This is a genomic window from Blautia wexlerae, assembly GCF_013300825.1.
Lineage (GTDB): Bacteria > Bacillota > Clostridia > Lachnospirales > Lachnospiraceae > Blautia_A > Blautia_A wexlerae_B.
Genome location: NZ_JAAIMY010000022.1, coordinates 36270 through 60722, shown reverse-complemented (window position 1 = coordinate 60722; position 24453 = coordinate 36270). Strand labels below are relative to the sequence as shown.

Below are 24453 nucleotides of genomic sequence, written 5' to 3'. Positions count from 1 at the left end.
AACCTTCCGTCCTAGAAAGAGTTTATTTAAAATATTCCACACCAGACTCGAATATTTTAATATCCTGCTCTCCATAGATATTAATAGCAACTCCGTCCCCGCGACGTTCGCTATGTGCCATCTTACCAAGGATACGTCCATCCGGGCTGGTAATACCTTCAATGTTCATATAAGAACCATTGACATTCCATTCTTCATCAACACTGAGCTGTCCATCCGGAGTTACATACTGAGTTGCAACCTGTCCGTTTGCAAACAGCTTCTGCAGCCATTCTTCATTTGCAACGAAGCGTCCTTCACCATGTGAAGCCGGGTTACAGTATACACCGCCAAGCTGTGCCTTCTGCAGCCAAGGAGATTTATTACTAACAACCTTAGTATAAACCATCTTGGAGATATGGCGTCCGATAGTATTAAATGTCAGTGTAGGAGAATCTGCTTTCTGTCCGCAGATTTCACCGTAAGGTACAAGACCAAGCTTGATCAGAGCCTGGAATCCGTTACAGATACCAAGTGCCAGACCGTCTCTTTCATTGATCAGCTTCATAACAGCTTCTTTGATCTTCGCATTCTGGAATGCAGTTGCAAAGAATTTCGCAGAACCATCCGGTTCGTCACCTGCGGAGAATCCGCCCGGGAACATGATAATCTGTGCCTGATCGATTGCTTTCTCAAAAAGCTCTACAGAGTCATGGATATCTTCAGCAGTCAGGTTCTTGAATACTTTTACATCCACCTCTGCACCTGCACGCTCAAATGCACGTGTACTGTCATACTCGCAGTTTGTTCCAGGGAATACAGGAATAAACACGCGAGGTTTTGCAACTTTGTTCTTGCATACATAAATGCTGTCTGCACGATAAAGCTTCTCATCTCTGTCAGCTGCCTCTTTGTCATTCTCAGAAGAAACTGTCTTAAACACTTTTTCCAGAGTACCTTTCCATGCATTTTCAGCTTCATCTACAGTGATCACTGTATTTCCATAGGAGAAGTTACCGTCAGCAGTTACTTCACCGATCACTGTATAAGTGATGGAAAGCTCTCCAACCTTACCATCCGGAACTTCCAGGATAATATCACCAAATCCAGGTGCAAAGAAATCTCTCGGATCAAGGTTATGCTCAATCTTTACGCCCATGCCATTACCAAATGCCATCTTTGCAACTGCAGCTGCAATACCATGACGATCAAGTGCATAAGCCGAAACAACTTTGCCGTCCTGCATATCTTTATGAAGTTTTTCATACTGATCCATGATTCCTGCATAATCCGGCAGATCATACTGATCCTTCGGTGCACGAAGCCATACCAGTTTGTTTCCTGCTTTCTTTAATTCCGGTGTGATCACATCCTGGATCTTCGCAACGTCAACTGCGAAAGATACCAGTGTCGGAGGTACATCAATATCATTGAATGTACCGGACATACTGTCCTTACCACCGATAGATGGAAGTCCAAATCCCATCTGGGCTGCATAAGCACCGAGAAGTGCTGCGAAAGGCTGGCTCCATCTCTTAGGATCTTCTGTCATACGGCGGAAGTATTCCTGGAATGTGAAACGGATTTTCTTATAGTCACCGCCTGTTGCCACGATTCTTGCAACAGACTCTGTCACTGCATAAGCAGCTCCGTGATATGGGCTCCAGGAAGATAAATACGGGTCAAAGCCATAGCTCATCATGGTTACAGTATCTGTTTTACCATTCTGTACCGGAACCTTGGCAACCATGGACTGAGTCTCTGTGAGCTGATATTTACCACCGTATGGCATAAATACACTGCCTGCTCCGATAGAACCGTCGAACATTTCCACAAGTCCTTTCTGAGAGCATACATTTAAATCTGCCAGAGTTTCCATCCATTTAGCTTTTACATCAGCTACATCCGGGCGTTCTTCAAAGAGATTGCCTTCTTTGTTGGGGATTTCTACTTCTACAGTTGTCTCCTGATGTGCACCGTTGGTATCTAGGAATGCACGGGAAATATTTACGATTTCTTTGCCTCTCCATACAAGTACCAGACGAGGATCCTCTGTTACAACTGCAACAGGAATTGCCTCCAGGTTCTCTTCATTTGCATAGCCAAGGAAAGTATCTACATCTTTCGGGTCAACTACTACAGCCATACGTTCCTGAGATTCGGAGATTGCGATCTCAGTTCCGTCAAGACCTGCATATTTCTTCGGAACCTTGTCAAGGTCTACTCTAAGACCTGCTGCCAGCTCACCGATAGCAACGGAAACACCGCCTGCACCAAAGTCATTACATTTCTTGATAATATGGCTGACTTCTTCACGGCGGAACATACGCTGGATCTTACGCTCAGTAGGAGCATTACCTTTCTGAACCTCAGCGCCGCACACTTCGATAGAAGCTTCTGTATGAACCTTGGAAGAACCGGTAGCACCACCAATACCGTCACGTCCTGTACGTCCTCCAAGTAAGATAATGATATCTCCCGGATCAGAATTCTCACGGATAACCGCACGTCTGGGAGCAGCACCCATAACAGCACCGATCTCCATACGTTTTGCCACATAATTTGGATGATAAACTTCTTTTACATAGCCTGTTGCAAGACCGATCTGGTTTCCATAGGAGCTGTAGCCATGAGCTGCGCTTCTTACCAGTTTCTTCTGCGGAAGTTTACCCTTGAGAGTTTCTTTTACAGAAACAGTAGGATCTGCTGCACCTGTTACACGCATTGCCTGATATACATAAGTACGTCCTGAAAGCGGGTCACGGATCGCACCGCCAAGGCAGGTAGCTGCACCACCGAATGGCTCGATCTCAGTAGGATGGTTATGTGTCTCATTCTTGAAGTTGATCAGCCATTCCTCTTCTTTACCGTCTACGTCTACAGGAACTACAATACTGCAGGCATTGATCTCATCAGATTCTTCCTGATCAGCAAGCTTTCCTTCTGCTTTCAGTTTCTTCATAGCCATCAGAGCCAGATCCATCAGGCAGACAAATTTGTCCTTACGGCCTTTGTAAAGTTCTTCTCTGTCAGCAAGATATTTCTTGTAAGTATCTACGATCGGTGCTTTGTAATCACCTTCGTCAAATTTTACATCTGTCAGTTCTGTGGAGAAGGTTGTGTGACGGCAATGATCAGACCAGTATGTATCAAGTACACGGATTTCTGTCATGGACGGGTCACGTTTCTCTTCTTCTTTGAAATAATGCTGGATATGCTGGAAATCCTTGAATGTCATTGCAAGATTTAAAGAATCATAAAGTTCCTTTAATTCTGCCTCCGGCATTTCCTTAAATCCGTCAAAAATCTTAACATCTTCCGGTTCCGGGAAAACAGTTACCAGTGTTTCCGGTTTCTGCAGACCTGTCTCACGGGAATCTACAGGGTTGATGCAGTGATGCTTGATAGCATCAAATTCTTCATCTGAAATAGTTCCTTCAATTACATAAGTAGTTGCGGAACGAATGATAGGCTGTGCATTCTCATCCAGGAACTGTACACACTGAACAGCAGAATCTGCTCTCTGGTCAAACTGTCCCGGTAAAAATTCTACAGAGAAGATGCGGGAGCCTTCTGCTGCCTCAAAATTCTCCAGATATAAATCATCTACAGGTGGCTCTGCAAAAACAGTTTTGCATGCTTTATCAAAAACTTCATCAGAAATATTTTCTACATCATAGCGAATCAGCACACGTACTGCTGTTACGGATTTAATTCCCAGATAGCTGCTGACCTCATGTTTTAATTCCTTTGCCTGTACAGCGAAGGCCGGTTTCTTTTCTACATAGACACGTCTTACGTTACTCATAGAAACTCCTTTCTTATGTATGCATTGTTTTAAAAATGCTTTAAAAGCACCTTGCAGCCCGACTCCAGTGAACCTGCTGCTTGAACTATTGCTTTCTTTATAGTATCATAGGAAATATCATTAGTAAAATTAATATATCTTATATTTTTTATTAATGTAACTAATTAATCACTATCCGCGAAATGTTTTGGAATGAATATGCTAAAATCCAGAGACATACAAGCTTTAAAGTTCCATTGCTGCAGACAATTTATATCATCATATTATTTTATGAAAGGATTTATTTCTATGGATATTAATCTGGAATTATACAAAGTATTCTACTATGTTGCCACCACCCTGAGCTTTTCTGAGGCTTCCCGACAGCTTTTTATCTCCCAGTCAGCAGTCAGCCAGTCTATTAAAACTCTGGAAAAAAAGCTGAATCATCCTCTTTTTATCCGAAGTACCAAGAAAGTATTGTTAACTCCTGAAGGAGAACTTCTGCTCCAGCATGTAAAACCGGCTCTCCAGCTTCTGGACGAGGGAGAATCTCTCCTGTCAGGAGACAATCTGCTGAAAGGCCAGCTGCGTATTGCTGCCAGCGATACGATCTGCCGGTATTTTCTCATTGATTATCTTCAGAAATTCCATCAGACCTACCCGGATGTCCGCATCAAAGTCACAAACAGTACCTCCATCGGCTGTGCAGAGCTTCTGGAGAAAGGTCAGGCAGATCTGATTGTATGCAACTGTCCTAATTCCAGACTTGGCAGCCATTTTCAGACCCGTGTGCTAAAAGAATTCCACGATGTATTCGTTGCCAATACGGATTACTTTCCTGTACACACTGTTCAGACTGAACTGCAGGAGCTTCTGAACTATCCGATCCTGATGCTTTCCCCCAAAAGTACCACCAGTGAATATCTGCGAGAGGCATTCACAGCCCATAATCTCAAGCTTCTTCCTGAAGTAGAGCTAAACAGTAATGACCTGCTTCTGGATCTGGCACGGATCGGACTGGGGATTGCCTGTGTTCCTGATTATATGTTAAAAGAAAATGATCAGCTGACACCGCTCATGTTAAAAGAGCCTCTTCCCGGACGTCAGCTTGTACTTGCCCAGCATGACAGTCTTACTGTCTCTCAGGCTGCTGAACGCTTTATTGAAATGTTTACTTCCATATAATAAAAGAAGTCCTCACTCAGTACTGAAACAACAATTTTTATAATCGCGTTTCTTACTGAATGAGAACTTCTTTTTCTTATTTCGGCATTACAGCCAGCGCATCAGTAATATACTGATTGTCGATTGCTGCAAAGAATCCGCCGTCTGCCTTAGTTGCATAATCCATATCGATCGGCATTTTTCCAAGTACAGGAACCTTCAGCTCTGCTGCGATCTCATCAATATGGCTCTCACCGAATACTTTGATCTCTTTTCCGCAGTCCGGACATTTCACATAGCTGTAGTTCTCTACGATTCCAAGTACCGGTATCTTCATCATCTCAGCCATATTAAAGGCTTTCTTAACGATCATCTTAACCAGATCCTGAGGTGATGTTACAATCACGATTCCTTCGATCGGCAGAGACTGGAATGCTGTAAGCGGAACATCACCTGTTCCAGGAGGCATATCCACAAACAGATAGTCTACATCGCCCCAGATAACATCTGTCCAGAACTGTTTTACCATATTTGCAAGAACCGGACCTCTCCAGATTACAGGAGTATCCTCTGTAGGAAGCAGAAGGTTGATGGACATTACCTTGATCCCGTTTTTTGTGATCATCGGGTAGATACCTTCATCATTTGCCATTGCTGCACCCTTTAATCCATACATTTTCGGGATGGACGGTCCTGTGATATCCGCATCCAGGATACCAACCTTGTATCCCTGTGCTGCCATCATATTTGCCAGGGAGCCTGTTACGAAGGATTTACCAACGCCACCCTTTCCACTGACAACCCCAATCACATGTTTTACATTTGACTGAGCATTCATTTCTGCCTGAAAGCTCTGCTGTTTCTTGCTGCTGGAACAACCTTCGCAGCTTGCTTTGTCGCATGAAGTGTTGTTACATTCTTTTGCCATAATTAATCTTCTCCTTTATATTCATCCATATTATTTTACAAATCTGTCAATTGCTACCTCAAGTTCTTTAATTGCCTCTTTATCACCATGTTCCACTGCATCTACAATACAGTGTTCGATATGATCCTGCAGAATGATCTTACCTGTATTATTGATGGCAGATTTCACTGCTGAAAGCTGTATCAGAACTTCCGCACAGTCTCTTCCGTCCTCTATCATACGTTTGATAGATTCCATATGTCCGATTGCTCTGGACATACGGTTCAGCACTGCCTTTGTATGCGCATGACTGTGATGATGCCCATGTTCCCCGTGAGAATGTTCAACTACCGTCCCATCCTCCAGTACATGCGTATGTGTCTTTTGTTCCTCGGCCATAACATTCCCCTTTCTCTTTCAGAATATCCGATTTTTTACTGCTTATCTGTCTTTATATTCTCACACACTGTCTGTGGCTTTTCTGCTTACAGCACTTCCGTACAGCGTAAATGATATTATACCACATTTGTCAAATTTCTGTAAAGGAGCAACGCTGTTTTATTTGTGAAGTCGTAATATCAAAAATAATGGTTCCATCCTCCAGGACAGTTTTTTCATAGGAAACTTCTTTTCCTTTGAATTTATTTCTGATATATTCTTCCGGATCCTCAAGTTCCAGTTCTTCCACAAAAACATCACGCATCTGATTCCGCGGACATTTATTAAAAATTTCCCATATCAGTTCATATTCTTTCATAAATAAATCCTTTCGTTTATTATATTCCATCTCCAGTCCGTAAGACGGATATTTGCAATCCGTTTCACTATTTGAGTCCCAGATTGTTGCTTATTGTTTTTCGCAGCCCTCTTCGGCTGATTTACGGCAATCTGCACAGATTGTCCTGCGGTTTTTCCCAACCAGTCTGAGACTATTATAATTATTTTTAGATTTTTTGTCAAAAATAATTGCATGAAGACGAATTATAGCGTATCATAGTCTATAATTATCAAAACAGCAATGTTACTGTTCATTTTGCAGCCTGATGTTTTTTTGAATTCTGCATATTCACAGTAACTGTAACTATTCAGTACTTTCGGGAAGCAGTGTACCGGATAGTTACCGACAGCTACAAACTAATTACATATATAAAGGAGAGAAATCTATGAAGCTTTTAAAAGACCGAATTCTTAAGGATGGAGTTGTAAAACCGGGAAATATTTTAAAAGTAGACAGTTTCTTAAATCATCAGATGGATATTACCCTCATCAATGAAATCGGCAAAGAATTCAAACGCCGCTTCTCCGACTGTCCAATCACTAAAATCCTTACAATTGAAGCATCCGGTATCGGTATCGCCTGTATTGCTGCCCAGTACTTTGATGTACCTGTGGTTTTTGCCAAGAAAGCACAGAGCGTGAATCTGGATGGAGAAATGTATACAACTAAAGTAGAATCTTTCACTCATAAGAAAGTATATGATGTGATCCTTTCCAAGAAGTTTCTCGGACCTGAAGATCATGTACTTCTGATTGATGATTTCCTTGCTAACGGATGTGCACTTCTCGGCCTGATCGATATTGTTAAGAAATCAGGGGCAACTCTTGAAGGAGCCGGTATTGTTATTGAGAAAGGCTTCCAGCATGGCGGCCAGGAGATCCGCGATATGGGAATCCGTCTTGAATCTCTTGCTATCGTTGATTCCATGACAGACGATTCCTTAACCTTCAGAGATTAATTTTATAAAAAGGATGGGAAAACCCATCCTTTTTTTGTTCTATGAATTCTTTGTTTTTTTCTGATCCGATGTTTTCTCCACTTTTGAGTTATCTTCGGAATCATAGATCAGACTTTTTTTTCGTTTCACCTTCTGATTTATTTTCAGTTTCAGGAGTTGGTGTTACTTCTTCTGAATCTTCCTCTGGGGCTGTCTTTGATGTCACTTTCGGCGCAGAGGTTGCCTCTGGCGTAGGTGTTGCCTCCGGTGTCGGATCAGGCGCGATCTCATCTTCCGTATAAGTTCCGTTATCCACAAGAATCTGATAATTATCCTTGTCGATCATCTGTGCCCCACATGTAAAAGTCCCCACAATCTTTACTCCGTTATCATACTGTGAATAATCTTTTACGTCAACTTTCTCTCCTGTCAGATAGTCAATGGCCATCTGTGCTCCGCCCTGAGCCAGTTCCTTACGGTCCATAAACATGGTAAATGACATTTTACCTGCTGCAATATCCTTTACTGCCTGTGCCTCACTGCCATATCCTGTGATCATCGGCCATTCATCACTTCCCGGTTCCAGACCGCTGTCACTTAAAATTTCCTCTGCAGCATAAGCAAATCCGTCATATGCAGTACAGATAATATCCGGAGCCTTCTCCTCTGCATAAAACTCACTTATAATCGAATCAAGTTTTGTCTTTGCAGATGCCTCGCTCCATCTCATGATTCCTGTGTCATCAAATGACGTGTTTCCGGATTTACATACAAGTGTTCCATCATCCAGATATTCCTGAAGTCCCTCCTGGATTCCATTACACAGAAACAGCGCAGCATTGTCATCCGGAGATCCCATGAGAAATTCAATTGTATAAGACTTCTTATCCTCTCTGGCTTTATCCAGATTCATTTTTTTGATAATTTCTTTGGCAATATCCTTTCCTATCGCTCTGGTATCATAAGTTGCATAATAATTGATATCCGCAGTATCCCGAATCAGACTGTCATAGGAAATAACCGGTATTTCCTGCTCTTTGGCAGTTTTCAGGATATCTGTCAGACCATAGGAATCTACCGGATCAATAATCAGGGCAGAAACCTGCTCATCAATAAATTCCTGAATCTGGGAAATCTGAAGCGCAGGATCGCCGCCGGCATTCTTCACATCTGCCTCATATCCTCCATCTTCAATCTGCGAAGTCATCTCTTCGCTGTCAATTTTTGCATCCTCATCGTCATCAGAAAGAAGCACACCTATCTTTCCGGCAGAAGCTTCCGTTACCTCAGCATCTTCCTCTAATTCATCATCTGAATCTTTTTCTGAAGAATCTTCGTCTTCTTTCTCCTTCACTGATGTCTCTTTATTGTCTTCGTCTGATTTTGCACTGTCTCCTGCCTTGCTGCTGTCATCGGCATCAGAAGCATTTTGATTTTCCGCCTCTACTTTTTCACCTTCCTCAGTTACTTCGCCTACGCCCTCTTCTTCTACCTGAGCACTTTCATTTGCTGCTTCTTTTGCCTCATTCTTCCCGCAGGCAGACAGGAACATGGAGGATACCATTATTCCAAGCAGAATAGCTGTTGCTCTTCTTTTCATAATACGATCCTTTCTGATATCATATTTATTTATCAATTCCCTTATAATCTTTTGCAATGTTCTTCAGATAATCCCGATAGGCAACAGCTGCTTTCTTTGGTTTCAGAATATGTACATTCCTTCCCATTGAAGCCAGCCATCCAAAAAACGCCTTATCAACCACAACCTCAACAGTTACAATAAAATTATCCTCACCCTTTATTTTGCAGAAAATCTCCGAGCCAAAGGTACGCTGGATTTTTTTCTTTGTAGAATTCTGACATACAAGCCTGATCTCTTTTATATTCTCACCTGTTTGGGAGGGTGTCGGAGCACTGATCTTTGCAGGTGCTTCAAATGCTTTTCCAACCTGCTCCTGCACATTTTCAGATTTCTCTCCTGTTTCGCCATCTGGCTGATGTATTATCGTATTATCCGCTTCCGTTTTATCTGAAGCTGATTTTTCCTCATAATATCCGCCTTCCCGTCCTCTTCTGTAATGTATATCCATTCCAAAATCACGCAGGGTTTCCATATCATCATAAATACTCTTTCGTTCAGCTCGAATCCCCTGTTCTTCCAATTTTGCCAGAATCTCCTGCATGGTGACAGGCTTTTGACTTGTTGTCTCAGACAGCATTTTCTGCAGATACAGTATTTTTCCTTTTTGATTACATGATTTCGCCATAATTATCCTCTTACAAATCTGTGGTATATATAGTCATTTGCTTCTTTTTCCTGACTGTCATCTAACGGTGTAAGTTCTGTTTCTTTTCCATACTTTCTTTCCAGCGCATGTTGAATGAGCCAGTCTGCAAGCTGCGGATTCTTCGGAAGTAACGGTCCATGCAGATAAGTCCCTATCACATTCTTATATACTACGCCTTCATAGCCTGACTTACCGTCATTTCCTGCACCGTAAAGTACTTTTCCCAGTGGTTTGTTATTATTAATGCAGGTTCTTCCTCCATGATTCTCAAATCCAACAATCGGCATATCAAACAGATCACTTTGCAGAACGATATTCTGGATCAGACGGCCTTCGCCCTGCTCTGTATACAAGTCTACCAAATCCAGTCCTTTCATGTTTCCCTGATCTGTTTTGTAATACTTTCCAAGTAACTGATAGCCACCGCAGATTGCAATGACAACGCCGTTATCTTCCACATAAGCCTTAAAATCCGGCTGGATTTCCTGAAGCTTCTCACATACGATCATCTGCTCTCTGTCCGAACCGCCACCCAGAAGTACGATATCAAGCTTCGAGAAATCTATTTTATCATCCAGCTCAAACGGTATGGTCTCAGCCTCAATCCCACGCCACTGGCATCTCTTCATCAGACACTGAATATTACCTCTGTCACCATAAAGATTCAGAAGATCCGGATATAAATGTCCTATTGTGATTTTCATTATCTCTCACCCTCCAGTCTCTTCAGAATGTTTCTTGTACTGAATAATGCTGTATAATTTACCAGCACATACAGGTTTCCTGTTCCGTCCTCTACTCTGTCGCGGATTGCTTTCTCAACATCTCCCTGAAGAATAGAAGGAATATCCACATATTTCAGGCGCAGACGCATATCCTGACAGCGGATACCGCTTACAGTGATAGATTTCACTGAATCATTTCCAAGAAGATCAAAATCAACATCCCAGAGCCAGGAAATATCTGTTCCGTCCTGGGCATTATCATTGATCGCAATAATGATGTCCTTCGGTGCCTGATCCTGCATCACTGCGGAAATATTCTGATTAAATCCCGCCGGATTCTTGGCAAGATTTAAAGTTACTCCTGTTCCCTTAATACGAAACTGCTCCATACGTCCGTTTTCCGGATTAAATCTGCGGAGCATATCCCCGAAATGCTCTCCCGCAAATCCTGCAGTCCTCACTCCCGCATAAGCTGCCAGTATATTATACACATTATAAAATCCCTTATAATTTGCTACAATGTGTTTTCCTTCTACACAAAAGCTAAGCTGGTCGCCTACCTTTACATCCTCCGCATCAAAATCCGGCTTCGGTCTTGCAAATCTGCATTTTGGACAATAATAATCTCCCAGCTGGCTGTAATGATAGAAACGATATTCCAGCTTCTCACCGCATCGCTTGCAGAAACGTCCCTCCCTGATTTCATTTGCTGCTGATTTGATCACCGGTTTACTGATACCATAAGTTACATATGGATTCCCGGAATCCATGGCAAGATATGCGGATAATGCATCATCACCGTTTACAATAATCTGCATCTTCGGAACCTTGCGCATCATTTCTTCCAGAATGTTCATAGTAATATCAATCTCTCCGTATCTGTCAAGCTGGTCGCGGAAAAGATTTGTCAGAAGCATATAGTCCGGTTTGATTCTCGGAAAAATATGTCTGGTGGATGCTTCATCGGCCTCAATGCATGCATAGTCCGCATCAATTTTACCATTCCATTTCGAAGCCAGCACAAATGCGGCAACAACTCCATTGAGCATATTGGAACCTGTGTGGTTACAGATTACTTTCTGTCCTTCTGCTTCCAATGCCGCACAGAGCATATTGTTGGTAGTTGTCTTTCCATTTGTACCGCAGGTTGCAAAAATAGCCTTTCGTACCTGTGAGGAAAGCTGTTCCAGAATGTCTGGACAAATCTTAATTGCCACTTTTCCTGCCCAGGTTACACCCTGCCTTCCCATTTTCTTACATACGTATCCTACAAATTTTGCTGCACAGACAGCAATCATTACTCTTATTTTCATTGTGTATGATAATTTCCTTTATAATATAATCTTTGTTATTGCCGCTTATTTAAAATTCTTTTTGCTCCTGATATCTTTACCCTTATTCATCCTGGAACAGCTACAGCTATAATAATTCCTCTATGACCATTTCATAATGCCGGCAGGACAACTCAGTCAAACATGGTATCCTGCAGATAATCTGAGCATACACCCGCCGCACCTTCTTGCATATAATATTGTGCTTCCTTCAGGTCATTCACAGTATAAATATATAACCTGATTCCTTTTTTGTCAAAAATCTCCTGCACATCATCTGACCAGTATTTATAATAGACTGTAGCTGCCTGAATATTTTTTTCTTTACAGAATGCGGCGATCTCAGTCAGTTCTTCTGTAGAATATTCCTGCCATAAGGAATAAATATATCCAGGAAAATCATACAGCAGTGCTGTTCCGGCAAACATTGCCTGATTATAGATTTCCGGTATGATCTGTCCCATCACGTCCGGAACACCGGCAGCCTCTGCCAGTTCAATATAGTCTGCATAATCTTCCACTGTTTTCTGATAATTACGGAGAGAATACTGTTTGGAATCCAGCATCACAAAAGCGTCCGGATAATCACTCAGCAGAACCAGAAGATCCTCAAAGGTCATGGGCGTATATTTCCCATAAATGGGACTGGATAAAAATTCTTCTGAAGAAAGCACTTTCTTTTTATCCCCCTCCCATTGTCCAAGAGACTGATACCAACTGTGACGACATACCCACACATCATCAGAGGTTTTCACAAGATCAACTTCAAACAGCCTGCAGCCCATCTGATAGCCTGCCAGAAAACTCTCTTTTGAATTCAGATAGGTTTTATCACCAATTCCTCCCAGTGCATGTACGATCGTTTTATAATTTTCCCACTTAAATTCAGGTGTGGTGGCAGATATGGAATGGGCATCATTTCCCCACAGGAACAGTGTAACAGCCAGTAATTCCACCAACATCAAAAACATTCTGATGAAATAACCAAATCCTGATCGTTTCTTTTTCGTATTCTGCCTCAACTTCTCAATCTCCTGCCGGTCATTTGTATTCCTCACTTATCTTTTGCTCTTGTATTTTGTAACAGTTCAATGTCTTATTGAACGCCTCTTCATCAATCTGGTGTTTATATACTCTACGATTTTACGCTATCTGGCTAAAATAATCAAGGGTAATAAACGGTTATGTTACAGGAAGTGATTTCCTACAGCATAACAAAAAAACTGCATATATACGGCATGAACACCATACATATGCAGTCTTATTATCGTCTGGACAAATATAAAATCGAAAATCTGGCTGAATTATACTAATTCGATCAGTACTTCCATTGCAGCATCGCCTTTACGCGGTCCGATCTTAACGATTCTTGTGTAACCACCGTTACGGTCAGCGTATTTTGGAGCGATCTCATCGAACATCTTAGCAACCATATCTACGTCTTTAGTGTTTTTCTTTCTTCCGGCACCCTTTGCAGGTACTTCTTTAACCGGGTAGAAAACTTTCATCATCTGACGACGGGCATGAAGTCTGGAAGGAGCATCTTTCTTGATCTCTTTCTGTACTTCATCGTATACAGTTTTCTTCTTTCCGTCAACAACTTCTTTTACTCTCTTGCCTTCAGCGTCTTTACGAGCAACTTTAGCAGTTACAGTAACAGTTTCGAAGTTATCTTTTTCGCGGACAGCCATAGCTACAAGACTTTCAGCGATTTTACGGATTTCTTTTGCTTTAGCTTCTGTAGTAACAATTTTTCCATGATATAAAAGGCTTGTTACCTGGCTTCTAAGTAATGCTTTTCTCTGGTCAGAAGTTCTGCTTAATTTTCTATATTTTGCCATTTAATTTTCCTCCATCTGTGGGACAGCCGGGCACGCTTGTTCGGTCTTACTGTCCGACTGCTTAGGCATCCCCACCGCATAATATCTCTTTGTTAACTGGTTACTGTTCCTTTACAGAACCAATAACCTAATCTGTTCTTACTCTTCTGCAGGCTGAAGCTGTAAGCCCAGCTCTTTCAGTTTCGCAAGAACTTCTTCTAATGATTTACGTCCAAGGTTACGAACCTTCATCATATCATCAGAAGTCTTGTTACATAATTCTTCAACCGTATTAATGCCGGCTCTCTTCAAGCAGTTATAGGAACGAACAGATAATTCAAGTTCATCAATGCTCATTTCCAGAACTTTTTCTTTCTCATTATCTTCTTTCTCGATCATAACCTCAGCGGTCTTCGCATTTTCGGAAAGGTCAATGAAAAGGCTTAAGTGCTCACTTAATACTTTTGCTGCAAGGCTTACTGCCTCATCCGGATCAAGTGTACCATTTGTGTACACATCCAGTGTCAGCTTATCATAATCGGTTACCTGACCAACACGTGTATTCTCTACGATCATGTTGACTCTGTCTACTGGTGTATAGATAGCATCAACTGCAAGTACACCGATAGGCATATCATCAGATTTACCTTTGTCAGCGCTGATATATCCGCGGCCTTTTGTAATAGTAAGTTCCATAGCAAGTCTGCAGTCCTTGCCACCGTTTAAGGTAGCAATCACCTGATCCGGATTCATGATCTCGATATCCTGATCAGCCTGGATGTCTGCAGCAGTTACAACACCTTTGCCTTCACACTCGATGTATGCAGTCTTCGGCTCGTTGTCTGTACTGTGGTTCTTAATAGCAAGGCTCTTAAGATTCATGATAATATCGCTCACGTCTTCTTTTACGCCCGGAATGGAGCTGAATTCGTGAAGCACACCATCAATTTTAACCTGGCTTACAGCTGCACCCGGCAGGGAAGACAGCATAATTCTTCTTAAAGAATTTCCAAGTGTAGTTCCATATCCTCTTTCCAGAGGCTCAACTACGAATCTGCCAAATTTTTTATCTTCAGATAATTCGGTAATCTCGATTTTAGGTTTATTAAAATCAAACACTATAGGGTTCCCTCCTTCTGGGTTAATAAAAGTTTGAGGGGTATTCATTCAAATACTACAATTCAGCGGAAGATATATATCAACCACTGAATCGTATAAATAATAGAAATATTACCAGGTAATTTTCTATAATATAATCCTATGGATTATTTGGAGTACAACTCGACGATAAGCATCTCGTTTACAGGAACATCGATTGCTTCTCTGTTAGGAAGTTCTTTTACAGTTCCTTTTAAGTTCTCCTGATCTACGTCAATCCATTCCGGAACAAGACGTCCGCCAGTTACTTCAAGGATACCTTTGTATCTTTCAGAACCTTTGGATTTCTCTCTGATCTCAATCTGATCACCAGCTTTTACAAGGTAGGAAGGAATGTTTACACATTTTCCGTTTACAAGTACATGCTTGTGGTCAACGATCTGACGAGCTTCTTTTCTTGTTCTAGCAAATCCCATACGGAATACTACATTGTCAAGTCTGCTCTCAAGAAGGATCATAAGGTTTGCACCAGTCTGTCCCGGCATTCTGTCAGCTTTGTTGTAGTAGTTGTGGAAAGGTTTTTCCAGAACTCCGTAGATAAATTTTGCTTTCTGTTTTTCTCTTAACTGTAAACCATACTCAGACATTTTACGATTTGCACGTTTTAACTGTCTTGTGGATTTTTTATCAATTCCTAAATAAATCGGATCCAGGCCAAGGGATCTGCATCTTTTCAGAACAGGCACTCTATTTACTGCCATTTCTCAAATACCTCCTAATATTCTAAATCAATTAGACTCTTCTGCGTTTTGGTGGGCGGCAACCATTGTGTGGTACCGGAGTTACGTCGCGGATGCTTGTTACTTCCAGTCCGCAAGCCTGAAGGGCACGGATTGCAGCTTCACGTCCAGAACCTGGTCCTTTTACCATAACATCTACAGTTTTTAAACCATGAATAAGTGCAGCTTTTGTTGCAGTCTCAGCTGCCATCTGTGCTGCATAAGGAGTAGATTTTCTTGAACCTCTAAATCCAAGACCACCAGCACTTGCCCATGAAAGAGCGTTTCCTTCATTGTCAGTCAGAGTAACAATTGTATTGTTGAAAGAAGACTGAATATGTGCCTGTCCGTGTTCAACGTTTTTCTTGACACGACGTTTTGCAGTCGCTTTTTTAGTCACTTTAGCCATTTTAAAACTAACCTACACTTTCCTATTTATCAATCAAATATATGTTACAAGAAACACCATGTCCACTAAATTCATTTCCTCGCTTCGCTCGTCATTCATCAAGTGTCCATGCAAGCTTCCTCATAAGATCAGCCTACGCTTATCAAATATTTAAAGCTTTATTTATTTCTTCTTATTAGCTACTGTTCTCTTAGGACCTTTACGTGTTCTAGCGTTGGTCTTAGTCTTCTGACCACGAACCGGAAGTCCTTTACGATGACGGATACCTCTGTAGCATCCGATTTCCTGCAGTCTCTTAATGTTGAGGGCGATTTCTCTGCGAAGGTCACCTTCTACTGTCATTGTTTCATCAATAACTGCGCTGAGTCTCTTTACTTCGTCATCAGTCAGATCTCTGACACGTGTGTCAGGATTAACTTCTGCCTTTGCAAGGATTTTGTCTGCGCTTGGTCTACCAATACCATAAATGTAGGTAAGACCGATTTCAATACGTTTTTCTCTTGGTAAGTCTACACCAGCTATACGAGCCATGTACTGTTTCCTCCATCTTCTACTTTGAAAGTCCTTAATGCCTGTACATCACTTACCCTCGCGAATTCTCTCACTCAAGTAAGGTGAAATGGGATGTATCGGACACATCACTTCCTTATTTCTCAGTTCCTAATTGGGGTGCCTCGGTAAAACACCCAGCTGCAATTGGCGAAAAGCAGCCTTTCCGAATTACTGCGGCCAACGGGCCAACGTTGCCTCTCGGTATTAGGCAATACATGCTAAAACTATCTTAACAGTCTGGACAACCTCTCCGGGTGTCTCATACTACAGCCGCACGTTACACAAACTTTAAACTGTCAATCAACCCTGACGCTGTTTGTGTTTTGGATTCTCACAGATTACTCTGATAGATCCTTTTCTTTTAATGATCTTGCATTTTTCGCAGATCGGCTTTACAGATGATCTTACTTTCACTGGAAATCCTCCTTCCGTAAATTCATTAAAATCTGCAGTTTTTTGAGCGCACAAATACAATATACTTACGCGTTCGGCTTATATATTATCACAGCAAAATATAAAATGCAAGCACTTTTTTGAATAAAATCACATTTTTTCATTTTCTCCCCCAATCATCCATTTATACTTCCCACTGCCAACATACAGCGTAGAAAAATAATTCATTTCATGTGCATTTGCAGGCATCTTAGATATTCTTAGCTCTCAGAAATCTGCGTTATGAGAAAATCAGGTCACTGTCTGAGCGAAGCGAGTTTGACCTGATTTCCTCATGCTTTTAGCAGATTTATGAAAGCTTAGAATATCTTAGATGCCGAAACCGCACATGAAATGAATTATTTTTCTACGCGTCCCCCTTTACAGCACAAAAAAAGAGAACCAGATCCCTCCAGCTCTCTTTCTCATCACTGCACCAACTGCAGTCCAATATTTCTTATTTATCTCTCCAGATAATCCTGCCCTTAGACAGATCATACGGAGACAGTTCAATCGTAACTTTATCTCCGGGAAGAATACGAATAAAATTCATACGTAACTTACCACTGATATGTGCAAGCACCACATGTTTGTTCTCTAGTTCCACTTTAAACATCGCATTAGGCAGCTTTTCCAGAACAGTGCCTTCCACTTCGATTACATCTGCTTTTGACATTTTAAACCTCCTGTATGTCGTCCAATTATTTCGTAAGAGTCAGAATCTCCGGATCTCCGTCTGTAATAAGAATCGTATTCTCATAATGAGCAGAAAGAGAACCATCCATAGTTACAACAGTCCACTCATCATCCAGCCATGCCACATCTGCACGTCCCATATTGATCATAGGCTCTACAGCAAGTGTCATACCCGGCATCAGACGAACTCCTCTTCGCTTCTGCGGAAAATTCGGGATCTGCGGATCCTCATGAAGGTGAGTGCCGATTCCATGTCCAACCAGGTCGCGGACAATCCCATAATGATATTTGGCAGCATGAGCACCGATTGCCTTGGAAATATCATTCAGATGATTTCCTGCACGTGCGGCCTTAAGTCCTTCAAAGAAACACTCTCTGGTCACATCCATCAGCTTACGCGCCTGCGGTGAGACCTCACCGACAGCATAAGTTCTCGCTGCATCAGAATGATACCCCTTATAAATAAGACCGGCATCAATCTTTACAAGATCTCCCTCCTGAATGATCTTCTCTTCAGACGGGATTCCATGAACTACCTCATCATTCAGACTGATACAGAATGATGCAGGAAAACCTCCGTAGTTCAGGAAATTCGGGATACAGCCCAGATCACGTATCATCTGTTCCCCGATACGGTCGATCTCCTTTGTGCTCACTCCCGGTTTAATGTACGGGATCAGACCATCATGTACTTTCTCAAGCAGATGACCTGCCTCCCTCATAAGTTCAATTTCATGTTCTGTCTTGATAGAAACCGACATTTTACCTCCAGATGGTGTTTAAAAACACCCGATTACTCTCCCAGGATGGCAACGATATCTGCAAATACTTCTTCAAGATCTTTTGTGCCATCCACTGATTTTAAAATTCCCTCTTTAGTATAATAATCGATCAGCGGCTGTGTCTGCTCATGATATACATTCAGACGTTTCTGAACTGTTTCAGGCTGGTCATCATCGCGAAGCACCAGTTTCTCCCCACAGGTATCACAAACGCCCTCAACCTTCGGTGCAGCATGTACAACATGATAAGTAGCACCGCATTTGAGGCAGGCACGTCTTCCGGACATACGGTTTACAATATTGGAATCCGGAACATCCACATCGATTGCATAATCAACTTTACTTCCCAGTTTATTCAGAGCTTCTGTTAAACACTCTGCCTGAGGAATTGTTCTTGGAAAACCATCCAGTACATAACCATTTGCCGCATCTGGCTGCTGTATTCTGTCCACAACCAGATCACAGGTCAGTTCATCAGGTACAAGAAGTCCCTGATCCATATAAGTTTTTGCTTTTTTACCCAGTTCTGTTCCATTTTTGATATTTGCTCGGAAAATATCTCCGGTGGAAATGTGCGGAATCTGATATTTCGCAGCAATTTTTTTCGCCTGAGTTCCTTTTCCTGCTCCCGGTGCACCCAACATAATGATTTTCATAAGATATACCCTCCGTTTTCTTTTTTAGCAAATCAAGGCTGTGATGCCATGCACCACAACCTCTCATTTTTAATTGTTCAGGAAGCCTTTGTAATTACGTACGAGAAGCTGTGACTCGATCTGTTTCACAGTTTCGAGGATAACACCAACAATAATGATGATAGATGTACCACCGAATGAAACATTCGCTCCGAACACACCATTAAAGATGAACGGAATCACGCACACAATGATAAGACCTACTGCACCTATAAATATAATATAATTTAAGATATTAGTCAAATAGTCTGACGTAGGTTTTCCAGGACGAATACCTGGAATAAATCCACCCTGCTTTTTGATATTATCTGCCACTTCCAGAGGATTGAATGTAATGGAAGTGTAGAAATATGCAAAGAAAACACAAAGTACGATGTAAAGAACTAGTCCCCATGTATACTGGAGCTGTTTCGGATTACACCAGTTATTGGAAGAAAGACCACGGATAATCTCACTTCCGATTCCTGTACCATTACCTTTTCCCGTTAACTGTGCAATGATAGCCGGGAAAGACATAATGGAGGATGCAAAGATTACCGGGATAACACCGGCGGTGTTAACCTTCAGCGGAATGTTGGTGGACTGACCGCCCATCAGCTTTCTTCCGACCATTTTCTTGGAATACTGAACCGGAATTCTTCTCTCTGCTCCGTTAAGGATAAGTACCAGAACTACTACCAGAAGAATAACGGCTGCAATGATCAGCCCTGCAAGAGTGCCCTTTGCAATCGTTTTTCCTTTAATAAAGTTCTCATACAGTAATGCCAGATCGCTTGGTACTCTGGAGATGATATTAATAGTAAGTACGATGGAAATACCATTTCCAACGCCTTTTTCTGTAATACGCTCACCAAGCCACATCAACATAGCTGAACCGGCTGTAAGGCAGGCAACAACTACAACACCTTTAAAGAAGTCCAGATCCGGAATCATACCCTGACGTCCAAATCCGATTGCCATTGCGATTGACTCAAATAAAGCAAGACCCACGGTCACATAACGTGTGATCGCAGTCATCTTCTTTCTTCCCTCTTCACCATCTCTCTGCATTTCTTCCAGTGCCGGAATTGCAATGGTAAGAAGCTGAATGATAATGGAAGATGTAATATAAGGTGTGATGTTTAATGCGAAAATTGACATTCTTTCAAATGAACCACCGGTAAATGCATCAAAGAAATTGAATGCATCACCGGCATTGCTGCCGAACCACTGTTTGAAGAAATCACTGTCAACTCCCGGTACCGGAATCTGGCAGCCGATACGGATGATAAAAATCATCCATATCAGATACAACAGCTTGCGTCTCATTTCTTTCACTCTAAAAACATTTTTAAGAGTTTCAAACATTAGATCACCTCTACTGTACCACCAGCAGCTTCAATTTTTGATTTTGCAGTCTCGCTGACAGCGTTTACTTTGACATTAAGTTTCTTTGTCAGCTCACCGTTTCCAAGAATTTTAACGCCATCAGCGATCTTGGAGATTGCACCGCTTGCAAGTAAGCTTTCTACTGTAACTTCTGCACCATCTTCAAAACGGTTCAGTACGTCAACGTTGATTGCAATGATCTCTTTTGTATTTCTGTTTTTGAATCCTCTCTTAGGCAGACGTCTGTATAAAGGCATCTGACCACCTTCAAATCCCGGTTTCTTGTGACCGGAACGAGCTAACTGTCCTTTGTGTCCTTTACCGGCTGTCTTGCCGTTTCCAGAACCATGTCCACGGCCTCTTCTGAAGTTATCGCTGTGCTTAGAACCTTCTGCTGGTCTTAAGTTTGATAATTCCATGTTGGCACCTCCTTATTATTATTTCAAATCTATAAGTTCAGATTGTATTGTGTCTGAATATGTTTCTGTATGCTCCTGCCATTCTCTGTGAATAACAGGCTCATATCAGATCCATATCAGAATTCTCTCTGGTTAAATCACAATTAAGCTTCTTCAACCTTTACCAGGTGCTGTACCTGCTGAATCATTCCTCTTGTTGCTGCGTTATCCGGCATTTCAACTGTTTTGTGCATTTTTGTAAGACCCATAGCTGCAACAGTTTTTTTGTGTTTCGGAACTGCACCAATAGGAGATTTTACTAATGTAACTTTTAATGTGTTTGCCATTTTTGTATTTCCTCCTTAAGCCAGAATCTCATCAACAGATTTTCCGCGAAGTCTAGCAACTTCTTCCGGAGTTTTTAACTGTCTTAAGCCTTCGATTGTTGCAAGAACAACGTTCTGTTTGTTTCTGGATCCCATACATTTTGTACGGATGTTTTTGATACCAGCTAACTCGATTACCGCACGGGCAGGACCGCCGGCGATAACTCCAGTACCTTCCGGAGCTCTCTTCAGAAGCATTTCAGCGCTGCCGTATTTTCCAACAAAGTCATGTGTAATGGACTTGTTTTCATCTCTTGCTACTGTTACTAATTTCTTCATAGCATCCTCTTTTCCTTTGCGGATAGCTTCAGGAATTTCAGCTGCTTTACCTAAACCTGCACCAACGTGTCCGTTGCCGTCACCTACAACAACTAAAGCTGTGAAACGGAAGTTACGACCACCTTTAACAACCTTGGTAACACGCTTGATTGATACTACTTTATCTTCTAATTCTAACTGACTAGCATCAATAAGATTACGTTTCATGTGTTTCGCTCCTCCTTATTAGAATTTCAGCCCAGCTTCTCTTGCTGCGTCTGCCAGTGCTTTAACTTTACCGTGGTAGATATAGCCTCCTCTGTCGAAAACAACGCTTTCGATGCCAGCTTCAACAGCTTTCTTACCAATAACGGTTCCTAAATGTGCAGCTGCTGCTACATCATCAGTGTTCTCTAACTCAGCTCTTACTTCTTTCTGAAGAGTAGAAGCAGATACTAAAGTTTTTCCTACAGTGTCATCAATGATCTGAGCATAAATATGCTTGTTGGAACGAAATACTGCTAAACGAGGTGTTGTTGCAGTTCCGTTTAAATGATGACGTAATCTTCTATGCTTATTCTCACGAATTTTCGCTCTAGATGCCTTATTTACCATTTTCTCACCCTCCTGAATTATTTCTTACCAGTCTTACCAACTTTACGTCTGATAACTTCATCAACATATTTAATACCTTTACCTTTGTATGGCTCAGGTCTTCTCTTGTCTCTGATCTCAGCTGCAAACTGGCCGACTTTTTCTTTACTGATACCGGATACGATAATCTTGTTACCATCAACTTTGGTTTCGATTCCGTCTGGATCTTCCATTTCTACCGGATGAGAATATCCAAGGCTAAGCACAAGCTTTTTGCCCTGTTTTGCTGCTTTATAACCTACACCGTTAACTTCAAGCTCTTTTGTATAGCCTTCGCTTACACCAACAACCATGTTGTGGATTAAGCTTCTTGTTAAACCGTGAAGAGATTTCATTTTCTTTAAGTCGTTTGGTCTGGATACTACTACATGACCATCTTCAACTTTGATTTCCATTTCTGTAGGAAGTGCTCTTTCGAGTGTTCCTTTTGGTCCTTTTACAGTTACTACGTTGCCTTCAGCGACTTTTACTTCTACGCCTGCAGGAATAGCAACCGGAAGTCTACCAATTCGTGACATATGTTTGTCCTCCTTACTTAGATTATCGGAGAGGATATGACATCCTCTCTGTTTTCAGTTTGTTCTCTATAAAAAATCTTGGTTCAAATTACCAAACGAATGCTAATACTTCGCCGCCAACCTGAAGTTTACGGGCTTCTTTGTCAGTAATAACACCTTTGTTTGTAGAGAGAATTGCGATTCCAAGTCCACCAAGAACTTTTGGAAGCTGATCCTTGCCTGCATAGATACGAAGACCAGGTTTGGAGATTCTCTTTAAACCAGTGATGATTTTTTCGTTTTTGTCTTCACCGTATTTCAGTGTGATATGAAGAGTTTTAACAACTCCATCTTCAACTAAATCATATTTTGCAATATATCCTTCATCAACAAGGATGTTAGCAATTGCAATTTTCATTTTGGATGCCGGAACATCTACTGTGTCATGTTTTGCAGTATTTGCGTTACGGATTCTTGTAAGCATATCTGCGATTGGATCGCTCATTGTCATGTTAGTTTCCTCCTATAATTCAGACTTTACATGTGCATGTATATTAATTGTTTACATTGTTACCTTTTTTATCATAAATCTCGTCTGGACACATGACCGGACTGATAAATCAGCCGATCGTTTATTTATATTTAAATCCGGTTCCTACCAGGAAGCCTTCTTAACACCCGGGATCTGTCCCTTGTAAGCTAATTCACGGAAGCAGATTCTGCAGATTCCGTATTTTCTTAAAACAGAATGTGGACGTCCACAAATGTTGCAGCGTGTGTATTCTCTTGTGGAGAATTTCTGTTTGCGCTGCTGTTTGATTTTCATTGCTGTTTTAGCCATGAATCGTTCCTCCTATTATTTTGCAAACGGCATATTGAATAATGTCAGTAATTCACGAGCTTCTTCATCAGTCTTTGCTGTAGTAACGAAGATGATGTCCATACCTCTTACTTTGTCAACTTTATCATATTCAACTTCCGGGAAGATGAGCTGCTCTTTGATACCCAGAGCATAGTTTCCACGACCATCGAATGCGTTCGGGTTAACACCACGGAAGTCACGTACACGAGGAAGTGCAAGGTTGATCAGACGATCAGCGAACTCATACATCTTTTCTCCTCTTAATGTAACTTTACAACCAATCGGCATACCCTCTCTGATCTTAAAGTTAGCGACAGATTTTTTAGCTTTTGTAGCGATTGCTTTCTGTCCTGTGATAAGTTCCATATCTGCGATTGCAGCATCCAGAAGCTTAGCATTTTCTTTGGCTTCACCAACACCCATATTGATTACGATCTTATCGAGTTTTGGCACTTCCATAACATTTTTGTATCCAAATTTTTTGGTCATGGCATCCATGATCTCATTTTTGTACATTTCTTTTAATCTACTCACTTGTCATGCCTCCTCTCTTAATTAATCGATAACCTTACCGGTCTTTTTAGCAACGCGGACTTTTTTGTCTCCGTCCATCTGGAAGCCTACTCTTGTAGCCTGTCCATCAACAACTAACATAACGTTGGAGATATGAAGAGGAGCTTCTTTTGTGATGATTCCGCCCTGCTGATTTGCTGCAGATGGTTTGCTGTGTTTTGTAACCTTGTTGATGTTCTCAACAACTACGGTATTGTCTTTTGCGTTAACTGCAAGGACTTTACCCTCTTTGCCATTATCTTTACCAGCGATAACTTTTACAGTATCACCTTTTTTAATTTTCATAGCTGACATT

The 24453-nt window shown here is 41.6% G+C and carries 30 protein-coding genes; 2 read left to right on the top strand and 28 right to left on the bottom strand.

Going from position 1 to position 24453, the window contains the following annotated elements; all coding sequences use genetic code 11:
- Positions 1-22: 22 nt before the first annotated feature.
- Entirely contained in the window at positions 23-3787 is a 3765-nt protein-coding gene (locus G4417_RS11850) for a phosphoribosylformylglycinamidine synthase (protein ID WP_022380650.1), read from the bottom strand.
- A 288-nt stretch (positions 3788-4075) separates the two neighbouring features.
- Between G4417_RS11850 and G4417_RS11845 the strand changes: the two genes are divergently transcribed.
- Positions 4076-4954, top strand: coding sequence for a LysR family transcriptional regulator (locus tag G4417_RS11845; protein ID WP_055052560.1), 879 nt, complete (start codon positions 4076-4078; stop codon positions 4952-4954).
- Positions 4955-5030: 76 nt separating this feature from the next.
- On the opposite strand, the gene G4417_RS11840 is transcribed toward G4417_RS11845, so the two are convergent.
- From G4417_RS11840 to G4417_RS11830, 3 genes are all read right to left on the bottom strand, one after another.
- The gene (locus G4417_RS11840) at positions 5031-5861 is read right to left on the bottom strand and encodes an Mrp/NBP35 family ATP-binding protein (protein WP_008707307.1); all 831 of its coding nucleotides are present in this window, start codon (positions 5859-5861) and stop codon (positions 5031-5033) included.
- Positions 5862-5891: 30 nt separating this feature from the next.
- The gene (locus tag G4417_RS11835) at positions 5892-6239 is read right to left on the bottom strand and encodes a metal-sensing transcriptional repressor (RefSeq protein WP_008707305.1); all 348 of its coding nucleotides are present in this window, start codon (positions 6237-6239) and stop codon (positions 5892-5894) included.
- Positions 6240-6369: 130 nt separating this feature from the next.
- On the bottom strand, positions 6370-6597 hold the full coding sequence (locus tag G4417_RS11830) for a hypothetical protein (protein ID WP_019162473.1): 228 nt from the start codon (positions 6595-6597) through the stop codon (positions 6370-6372).
- Positions 6598-7003: 406 nt separating this feature from the next.
- Between G4417_RS11830 and G4417_RS11825 the strand changes: the two genes are divergently transcribed.
- The gene (locus G4417_RS11825) at positions 7004-7576 is read left to right on the top strand and encodes a xanthine phosphoribosyltransferase (protein ID WP_055052561.1); all 573 of its coding nucleotides are present in this window, start codon (positions 7004-7006) and stop codon (positions 7574-7576) included.
- Between the two features lie 100 nt (positions 7577-7676).
- Here the strand turns inward: G4417_RS11825 and G4417_RS11820 are convergent, their stop codons facing one another.
- The 24 genes from G4417_RS11820 to rplX form a co-directional block, all read right to left on the bottom strand.
- Positions 7677-9155: a sugar-binding protein gene (locus G4417_RS11820; RefSeq protein WP_173683571.1), complete on the bottom strand. Its 1479-nt coding sequence runs from the start codon at positions 9153-9155 to the stop codon at positions 7677-7679.
- Positions 9156-9180: 25 nt separating this feature from the next.
- Entirely contained in the window at positions 9181-9822 is a 642-nt protein-coding gene (locus G4417_RS11815; protein ID WP_173683570.1) for a WYL domain-containing protein, read from the bottom strand.
- Between the two features lie 2 nt (positions 9823-9824).
- A complete protein-coding gene (locus tag G4417_RS11810) occupies positions 9825-10547 on the bottom strand; it encodes a type 1 glutamine amidotransferase (RefSeq protein WP_173683569.1) in 723 nt (240 codons plus the stop codon).
- A complete protein-coding gene (locus G4417_RS11805) occupies positions 10547-11881 on the bottom strand; it encodes a MurT ligase domain-containing protein (protein WP_173683568.1) in 1335 nt (444 codons plus the stop codon). Before G4417_RS11805 ends, G4417_RS11810 begins: the two co-directional genes overlap by 1 nt.
- 152 nt (positions 11882-12033) lie before the next feature.
- The gene (locus G4417_RS11800; protein ID WP_173683578.1) at positions 12034-12921 is read right to left on the bottom strand and encodes a phosphatidylinositol-specific phospholipase C/glycerophosphodiester phosphodiesterase family protein; all 888 of its coding nucleotides are present in this window, start codon (positions 12919-12921) and stop codon (positions 12034-12036) included.
- A gap of 282 nt (positions 12922-13203) precedes the next feature.
- Positions 13204-13740, bottom strand: a complete 537-nt coding sequence (locus G4417_RS11795; RefSeq protein ID WP_173683567.1) for a bL17 family ribosomal protein — start codon at positions 13738-13740, stop codon at positions 13204-13206.
- A 138-nt stretch (positions 13741-13878) separates the two neighbouring features.
- A complete protein-coding gene (locus tag G4417_RS11790) occupies positions 13879-14838 on the bottom strand; it encodes a DNA-directed RNA polymerase subunit alpha (RefSeq protein ID WP_173683566.1) in 960 nt (319 codons plus the stop codon).
- Positions 14839-14984: 146 nt separating this feature from the next.
- Complete coding sequence (gene rpsD / locus G4417_RS11785; RefSeq protein WP_173683565.1) at positions 14985-15578, bottom strand: 30S ribosomal protein S4; 594 nt, start codon at positions 15576-15578, stop codon at positions 14985-14987.
- 31 nt (positions 15579-15609) lie between these two features.
- Entirely contained in the window at positions 15610-16005 is a 396-nt protein-coding gene (rpsK, locus tag G4417_RS11780; protein ID WP_008707283.1) for a 30S ribosomal protein S11, read from the bottom strand.
- A 162-nt stretch (positions 16006-16167) separates the two neighbouring features.
- Entirely contained in the window at positions 16168-16536 is a 369-nt protein-coding gene (gene rpsM, locus G4417_RS11775; protein ID WP_008707282.1) for a 30S ribosomal protein S13, read from the bottom strand.
- 321 nt (positions 16537-16857) lie between these two features.
- Positions 16858-16971 carry a 50S ribosomal protein L36 gene (rpmJ, locus tag G4417_RS11770; protein ID WP_003497809.1) on the bottom strand — a complete coding sequence of 38 codons (114 nt, stop codon included), beginning with the start codon at positions 16969-16971 and terminating at the stop codon, positions 16858-16860.
- A gap of 475 nt (positions 16972-17446) precedes the next feature.
- A complete protein-coding gene (gene infA / locus G4417_RS11765) occupies positions 17447-17665 on the bottom strand; it encodes a translation initiation factor IF-1 (RefSeq protein ID WP_005428560.1) in 219 nt (72 codons plus the stop codon).
- 25 nt (positions 17666-17690) lie between these two features.
- On the bottom strand, positions 17691-18446 hold the full coding sequence (gene map, locus G4417_RS11760; protein ID WP_173683564.1) for a type I methionyl aminopeptidase: 756 nt from the start codon (positions 18444-18446) through the stop codon (positions 17691-17693).
- 32 nt (positions 18447-18478) lie between these two features.
- Positions 18479-19123, bottom strand: a complete 645-nt coding sequence (locus G4417_RS11755; protein ID WP_008707277.1) for an adenylate kinase — start codon at positions 19121-19123, stop codon at positions 18479-18481.
- Between the two features lie 69 nt (positions 19124-19192).
- Positions 19193-20509 carry a preprotein translocase subunit SecY gene (gene secY / locus G4417_RS11750; protein ID WP_173683563.1) on the bottom strand — a complete coding sequence of 439 codons (1317 nt, stop codon included), beginning with the start codon at positions 20507-20509 and terminating at the stop codon, positions 19193-19195.
- Positions 20509-20949 (bottom strand): 50S ribosomal protein L15, encoded by a 441-nt coding sequence (rplO, locus tag G4417_RS11745; RefSeq protein ID WP_019162488.1) that lies wholly within the window; start codon positions 20947-20949, stop codon positions 20509-20511. The genes secY and rplO overlap by 1 nt, the downstream gene beginning before the upstream one ends.
- A 143-nt stretch (positions 20950-21092) precedes the next feature.
- Positions 21093-21275 (bottom strand): 50S ribosomal protein L30, encoded by a 183-nt coding sequence (gene rpmD, locus G4417_RS11740; protein WP_008707273.1) that lies wholly within the window; start codon positions 21273-21275, stop codon positions 21093-21095.
- Positions 21276-21290: 15 nt separating this feature from the next.
- Positions 21291-21800: a 30S ribosomal protein S5 gene (gene rpsE / locus G4417_RS11735; protein WP_119233022.1), complete on the bottom strand. Its 510-nt coding sequence runs from the start codon at positions 21798-21800 to the stop codon at positions 21291-21293.
- A gap of 18 nt (positions 21801-21818) precedes the next feature.
- Positions 21819-22187, bottom strand: coding sequence for a 50S ribosomal protein L18 (rplR, locus tag G4417_RS11730; protein WP_008707271.1), 369 nt, complete (start codon positions 22185-22187; stop codon positions 21819-21821).
- A gap of 17 nt (positions 22188-22204) precedes the next feature.
- A complete protein-coding gene (rplF, locus tag G4417_RS11725) occupies positions 22205-22744 on the bottom strand; it encodes a 50S ribosomal protein L6 (protein WP_173683562.1) in 540 nt (179 codons plus the stop codon).
- A gap of 88 nt (positions 22745-22832) precedes the next feature.
- Positions 22833-23234 (bottom strand): 30S ribosomal protein S8, encoded by a 402-nt coding sequence (gene rpsH, locus G4417_RS11720; protein ID WP_019162493.1) that lies wholly within the window; start codon positions 23232-23234, stop codon positions 22833-22835.
- Between the two features lie 144 nt (positions 23235-23378).
- Positions 23379-23564 (bottom strand): type Z 30S ribosomal protein S14, encoded by a 186-nt coding sequence (locus tag G4417_RS11715; protein WP_008707268.1) that lies wholly within the window; start codon positions 23562-23564, stop codon positions 23379-23381.
- A gap of 15 nt (positions 23565-23579) precedes the next feature.
- Positions 23580-24119: a 50S ribosomal protein L5 gene (gene rplE, locus G4417_RS11710; protein ID WP_008707267.1), complete on the bottom strand. Its 540-nt coding sequence runs from the start codon at positions 24117-24119 to the stop codon at positions 23580-23582.
- 21 nt (positions 24120-24140) lie between these two features.
- Positions 24141-24452 (bottom strand): 50S ribosomal protein L24, encoded by a 312-nt coding sequence (rplX, locus tag G4417_RS11705; protein WP_008707266.1) that lies wholly within the window; start codon positions 24450-24452, stop codon positions 24141-24143.
- Position 24453: the final 1 nt, after the last annotated feature.

Coding starts and splice junctions, on each gene's coding strand:
- rpsH (WP_019162493.1), bottom strand. CDS start 23,234: ATGACAATGAGCGATCCAATCGCAGATATGCTTACAAGAATCCGTAAC.
- rpsM (WP_008707282.1), bottom strand. CDS start 16,536: ATGGCTCGTATAGCTGGTGTAGACTTACCAAGAGAAAAACGTATTGAA.
- G4417_RS11840 (WP_008707307.1), bottom strand. CDS start 5,861: ATGGCAAAAGAATGTAACAACACTTCATGCGACAAAGCAAGCTGCGAA.
- G4417_RS11820 (WP_173683571.1), bottom strand. CDS start 9,155: ATGAAAAGAAGAGCAACAGCTATTCTGCTTGGAATAATGGTATCCTCC.
- rplX (WP_008707266.1), bottom strand. CDS start 24,452: ATGTCAGCTATGAAAATTAAAAAAGGTGATACTGTAAAAGTTATCGCT.
- G4417_RS11805 (WP_173683568.1), bottom strand. CDS start 11,881: ATGAAAATAAGAGTAATGATTGCTGTCTGTGCAGCAAAATTTGTAGGA.
- G4417_RS11715 (WP_008707268.1), bottom strand. CDS start 23,564: ATGGCTAAAACAGCAATGAAAATCAAACAGCAGCGCAAACAGAAATTC.
- G4417_RS11755 (WP_008707277.1), bottom strand. CDS start 19,123: ATGAAAATCATTATGTTGGGTGCACCGGGAGCAGGAAAAGGAACTCAG.
- rpsK (WP_008707283.1), bottom strand. CDS start 16,005: ATGGCTAAAGTGACTAAAAAAGCGACTGCAAAACGTCGTGTCAAGAAA.
- map (WP_173683564.1), bottom strand. CDS start 18,446: ATGTCGGTTTCTATCAAGACAGAACATGAAATTGAACTTATGAGGGAG.
- rpsE (WP_119233022.1), bottom strand. CDS start 21,800: ATGAAACGTAATCTTATTGATGCTAGTCAGTTAGAATTAGAAGATAAA.
- G4417_RS11815 (WP_173683570.1), bottom strand. CDS start 9,822: ATGGCGAAATCATGTAATCAAAAAGGAAAAATACTGTATCTGCAGAAA.
- rplO (WP_019162488.1), bottom strand. CDS start 20,949: ATGGAATTATCAAACTTAAGACCAGCAGAAGGTTCTAAGCACAGCGAT.
- G4417_RS11795 (WP_173683567.1), bottom strand. CDS start 13,740: ATGGCAAAATATAGAAAATTAAGCAGAACTTCTGACCAGAGAAAAGCA.
- G4417_RS11825 (WP_055052561.1), top strand. CDS start 7,004: ATGAAGCTTTTAAAAGACCGAATTCTTAAGGATGGAGTTGTAAAACCG.
- G4417_RS11830 (WP_019162473.1), bottom strand. CDS start 6,597: ATGAAAGAATATGAACTGATATGGGAAATTTTTAATAAATGTCCGCGG.
- rpmD (WP_008707273.1), bottom strand. CDS start 21,275: ATGGCAAACACATTAAAAGTTACATTAGTAAAATCTCCTATTGGTGCA.
- rplF (WP_173683562.1), bottom strand. CDS start 22,744: ATGTCACGAATTGGTAGACTTCCGGTTGCTATTCCTGCAGGCGTAGAA.
- rpsD (WP_173683565.1), bottom strand. CDS start 15,578: ATGGCAGTAAATAGAGTGCCTGTTCTGAAAAGATGCAGATCCCTTGGC.
- G4417_RS11850 (WP_022380650.1), bottom strand. CDS start 3,787: ATGAGTAACGTAAGACGTGTCTATGTAGAAAAGAAACCGGCCTTCGCT.
- infA (WP_005428560.1), bottom strand. CDS start 17,665: ATGTCAAAAGCAGATGTAATCGAAGTGGAAGGCACTGTTCTGGAAAAG.
- rplR (WP_008707271.1), bottom strand. CDS start 22,187: ATGGTAAATAAGGCATCTAGAGCGAAAATTCGTGAGAATAAGCATAGA.
- secY (WP_173683563.1), bottom strand. CDS start 20,509: ATGTTTGAAACTCTTAAAAATGTTTTTAGAGTGAAAGAAATGAGACGC.
- G4417_RS11810 (WP_173683569.1), bottom strand. CDS start 10,547: ATGAAAATCACAATAGGACATTTATATCCGGATCTTCTGAATCTTTAT.
- G4417_RS11845 (WP_055052560.1), top strand. CDS start 4,076: ATGGATATTAATCTGGAATTATACAAAGTATTCTACTATGTTGCCACC.
- G4417_RS11835 (WP_008707305.1), bottom strand. CDS start 6,239: ATGGCCGAGGAACAAAAGACACATACGCATGTACTGGAGGATGGGACG.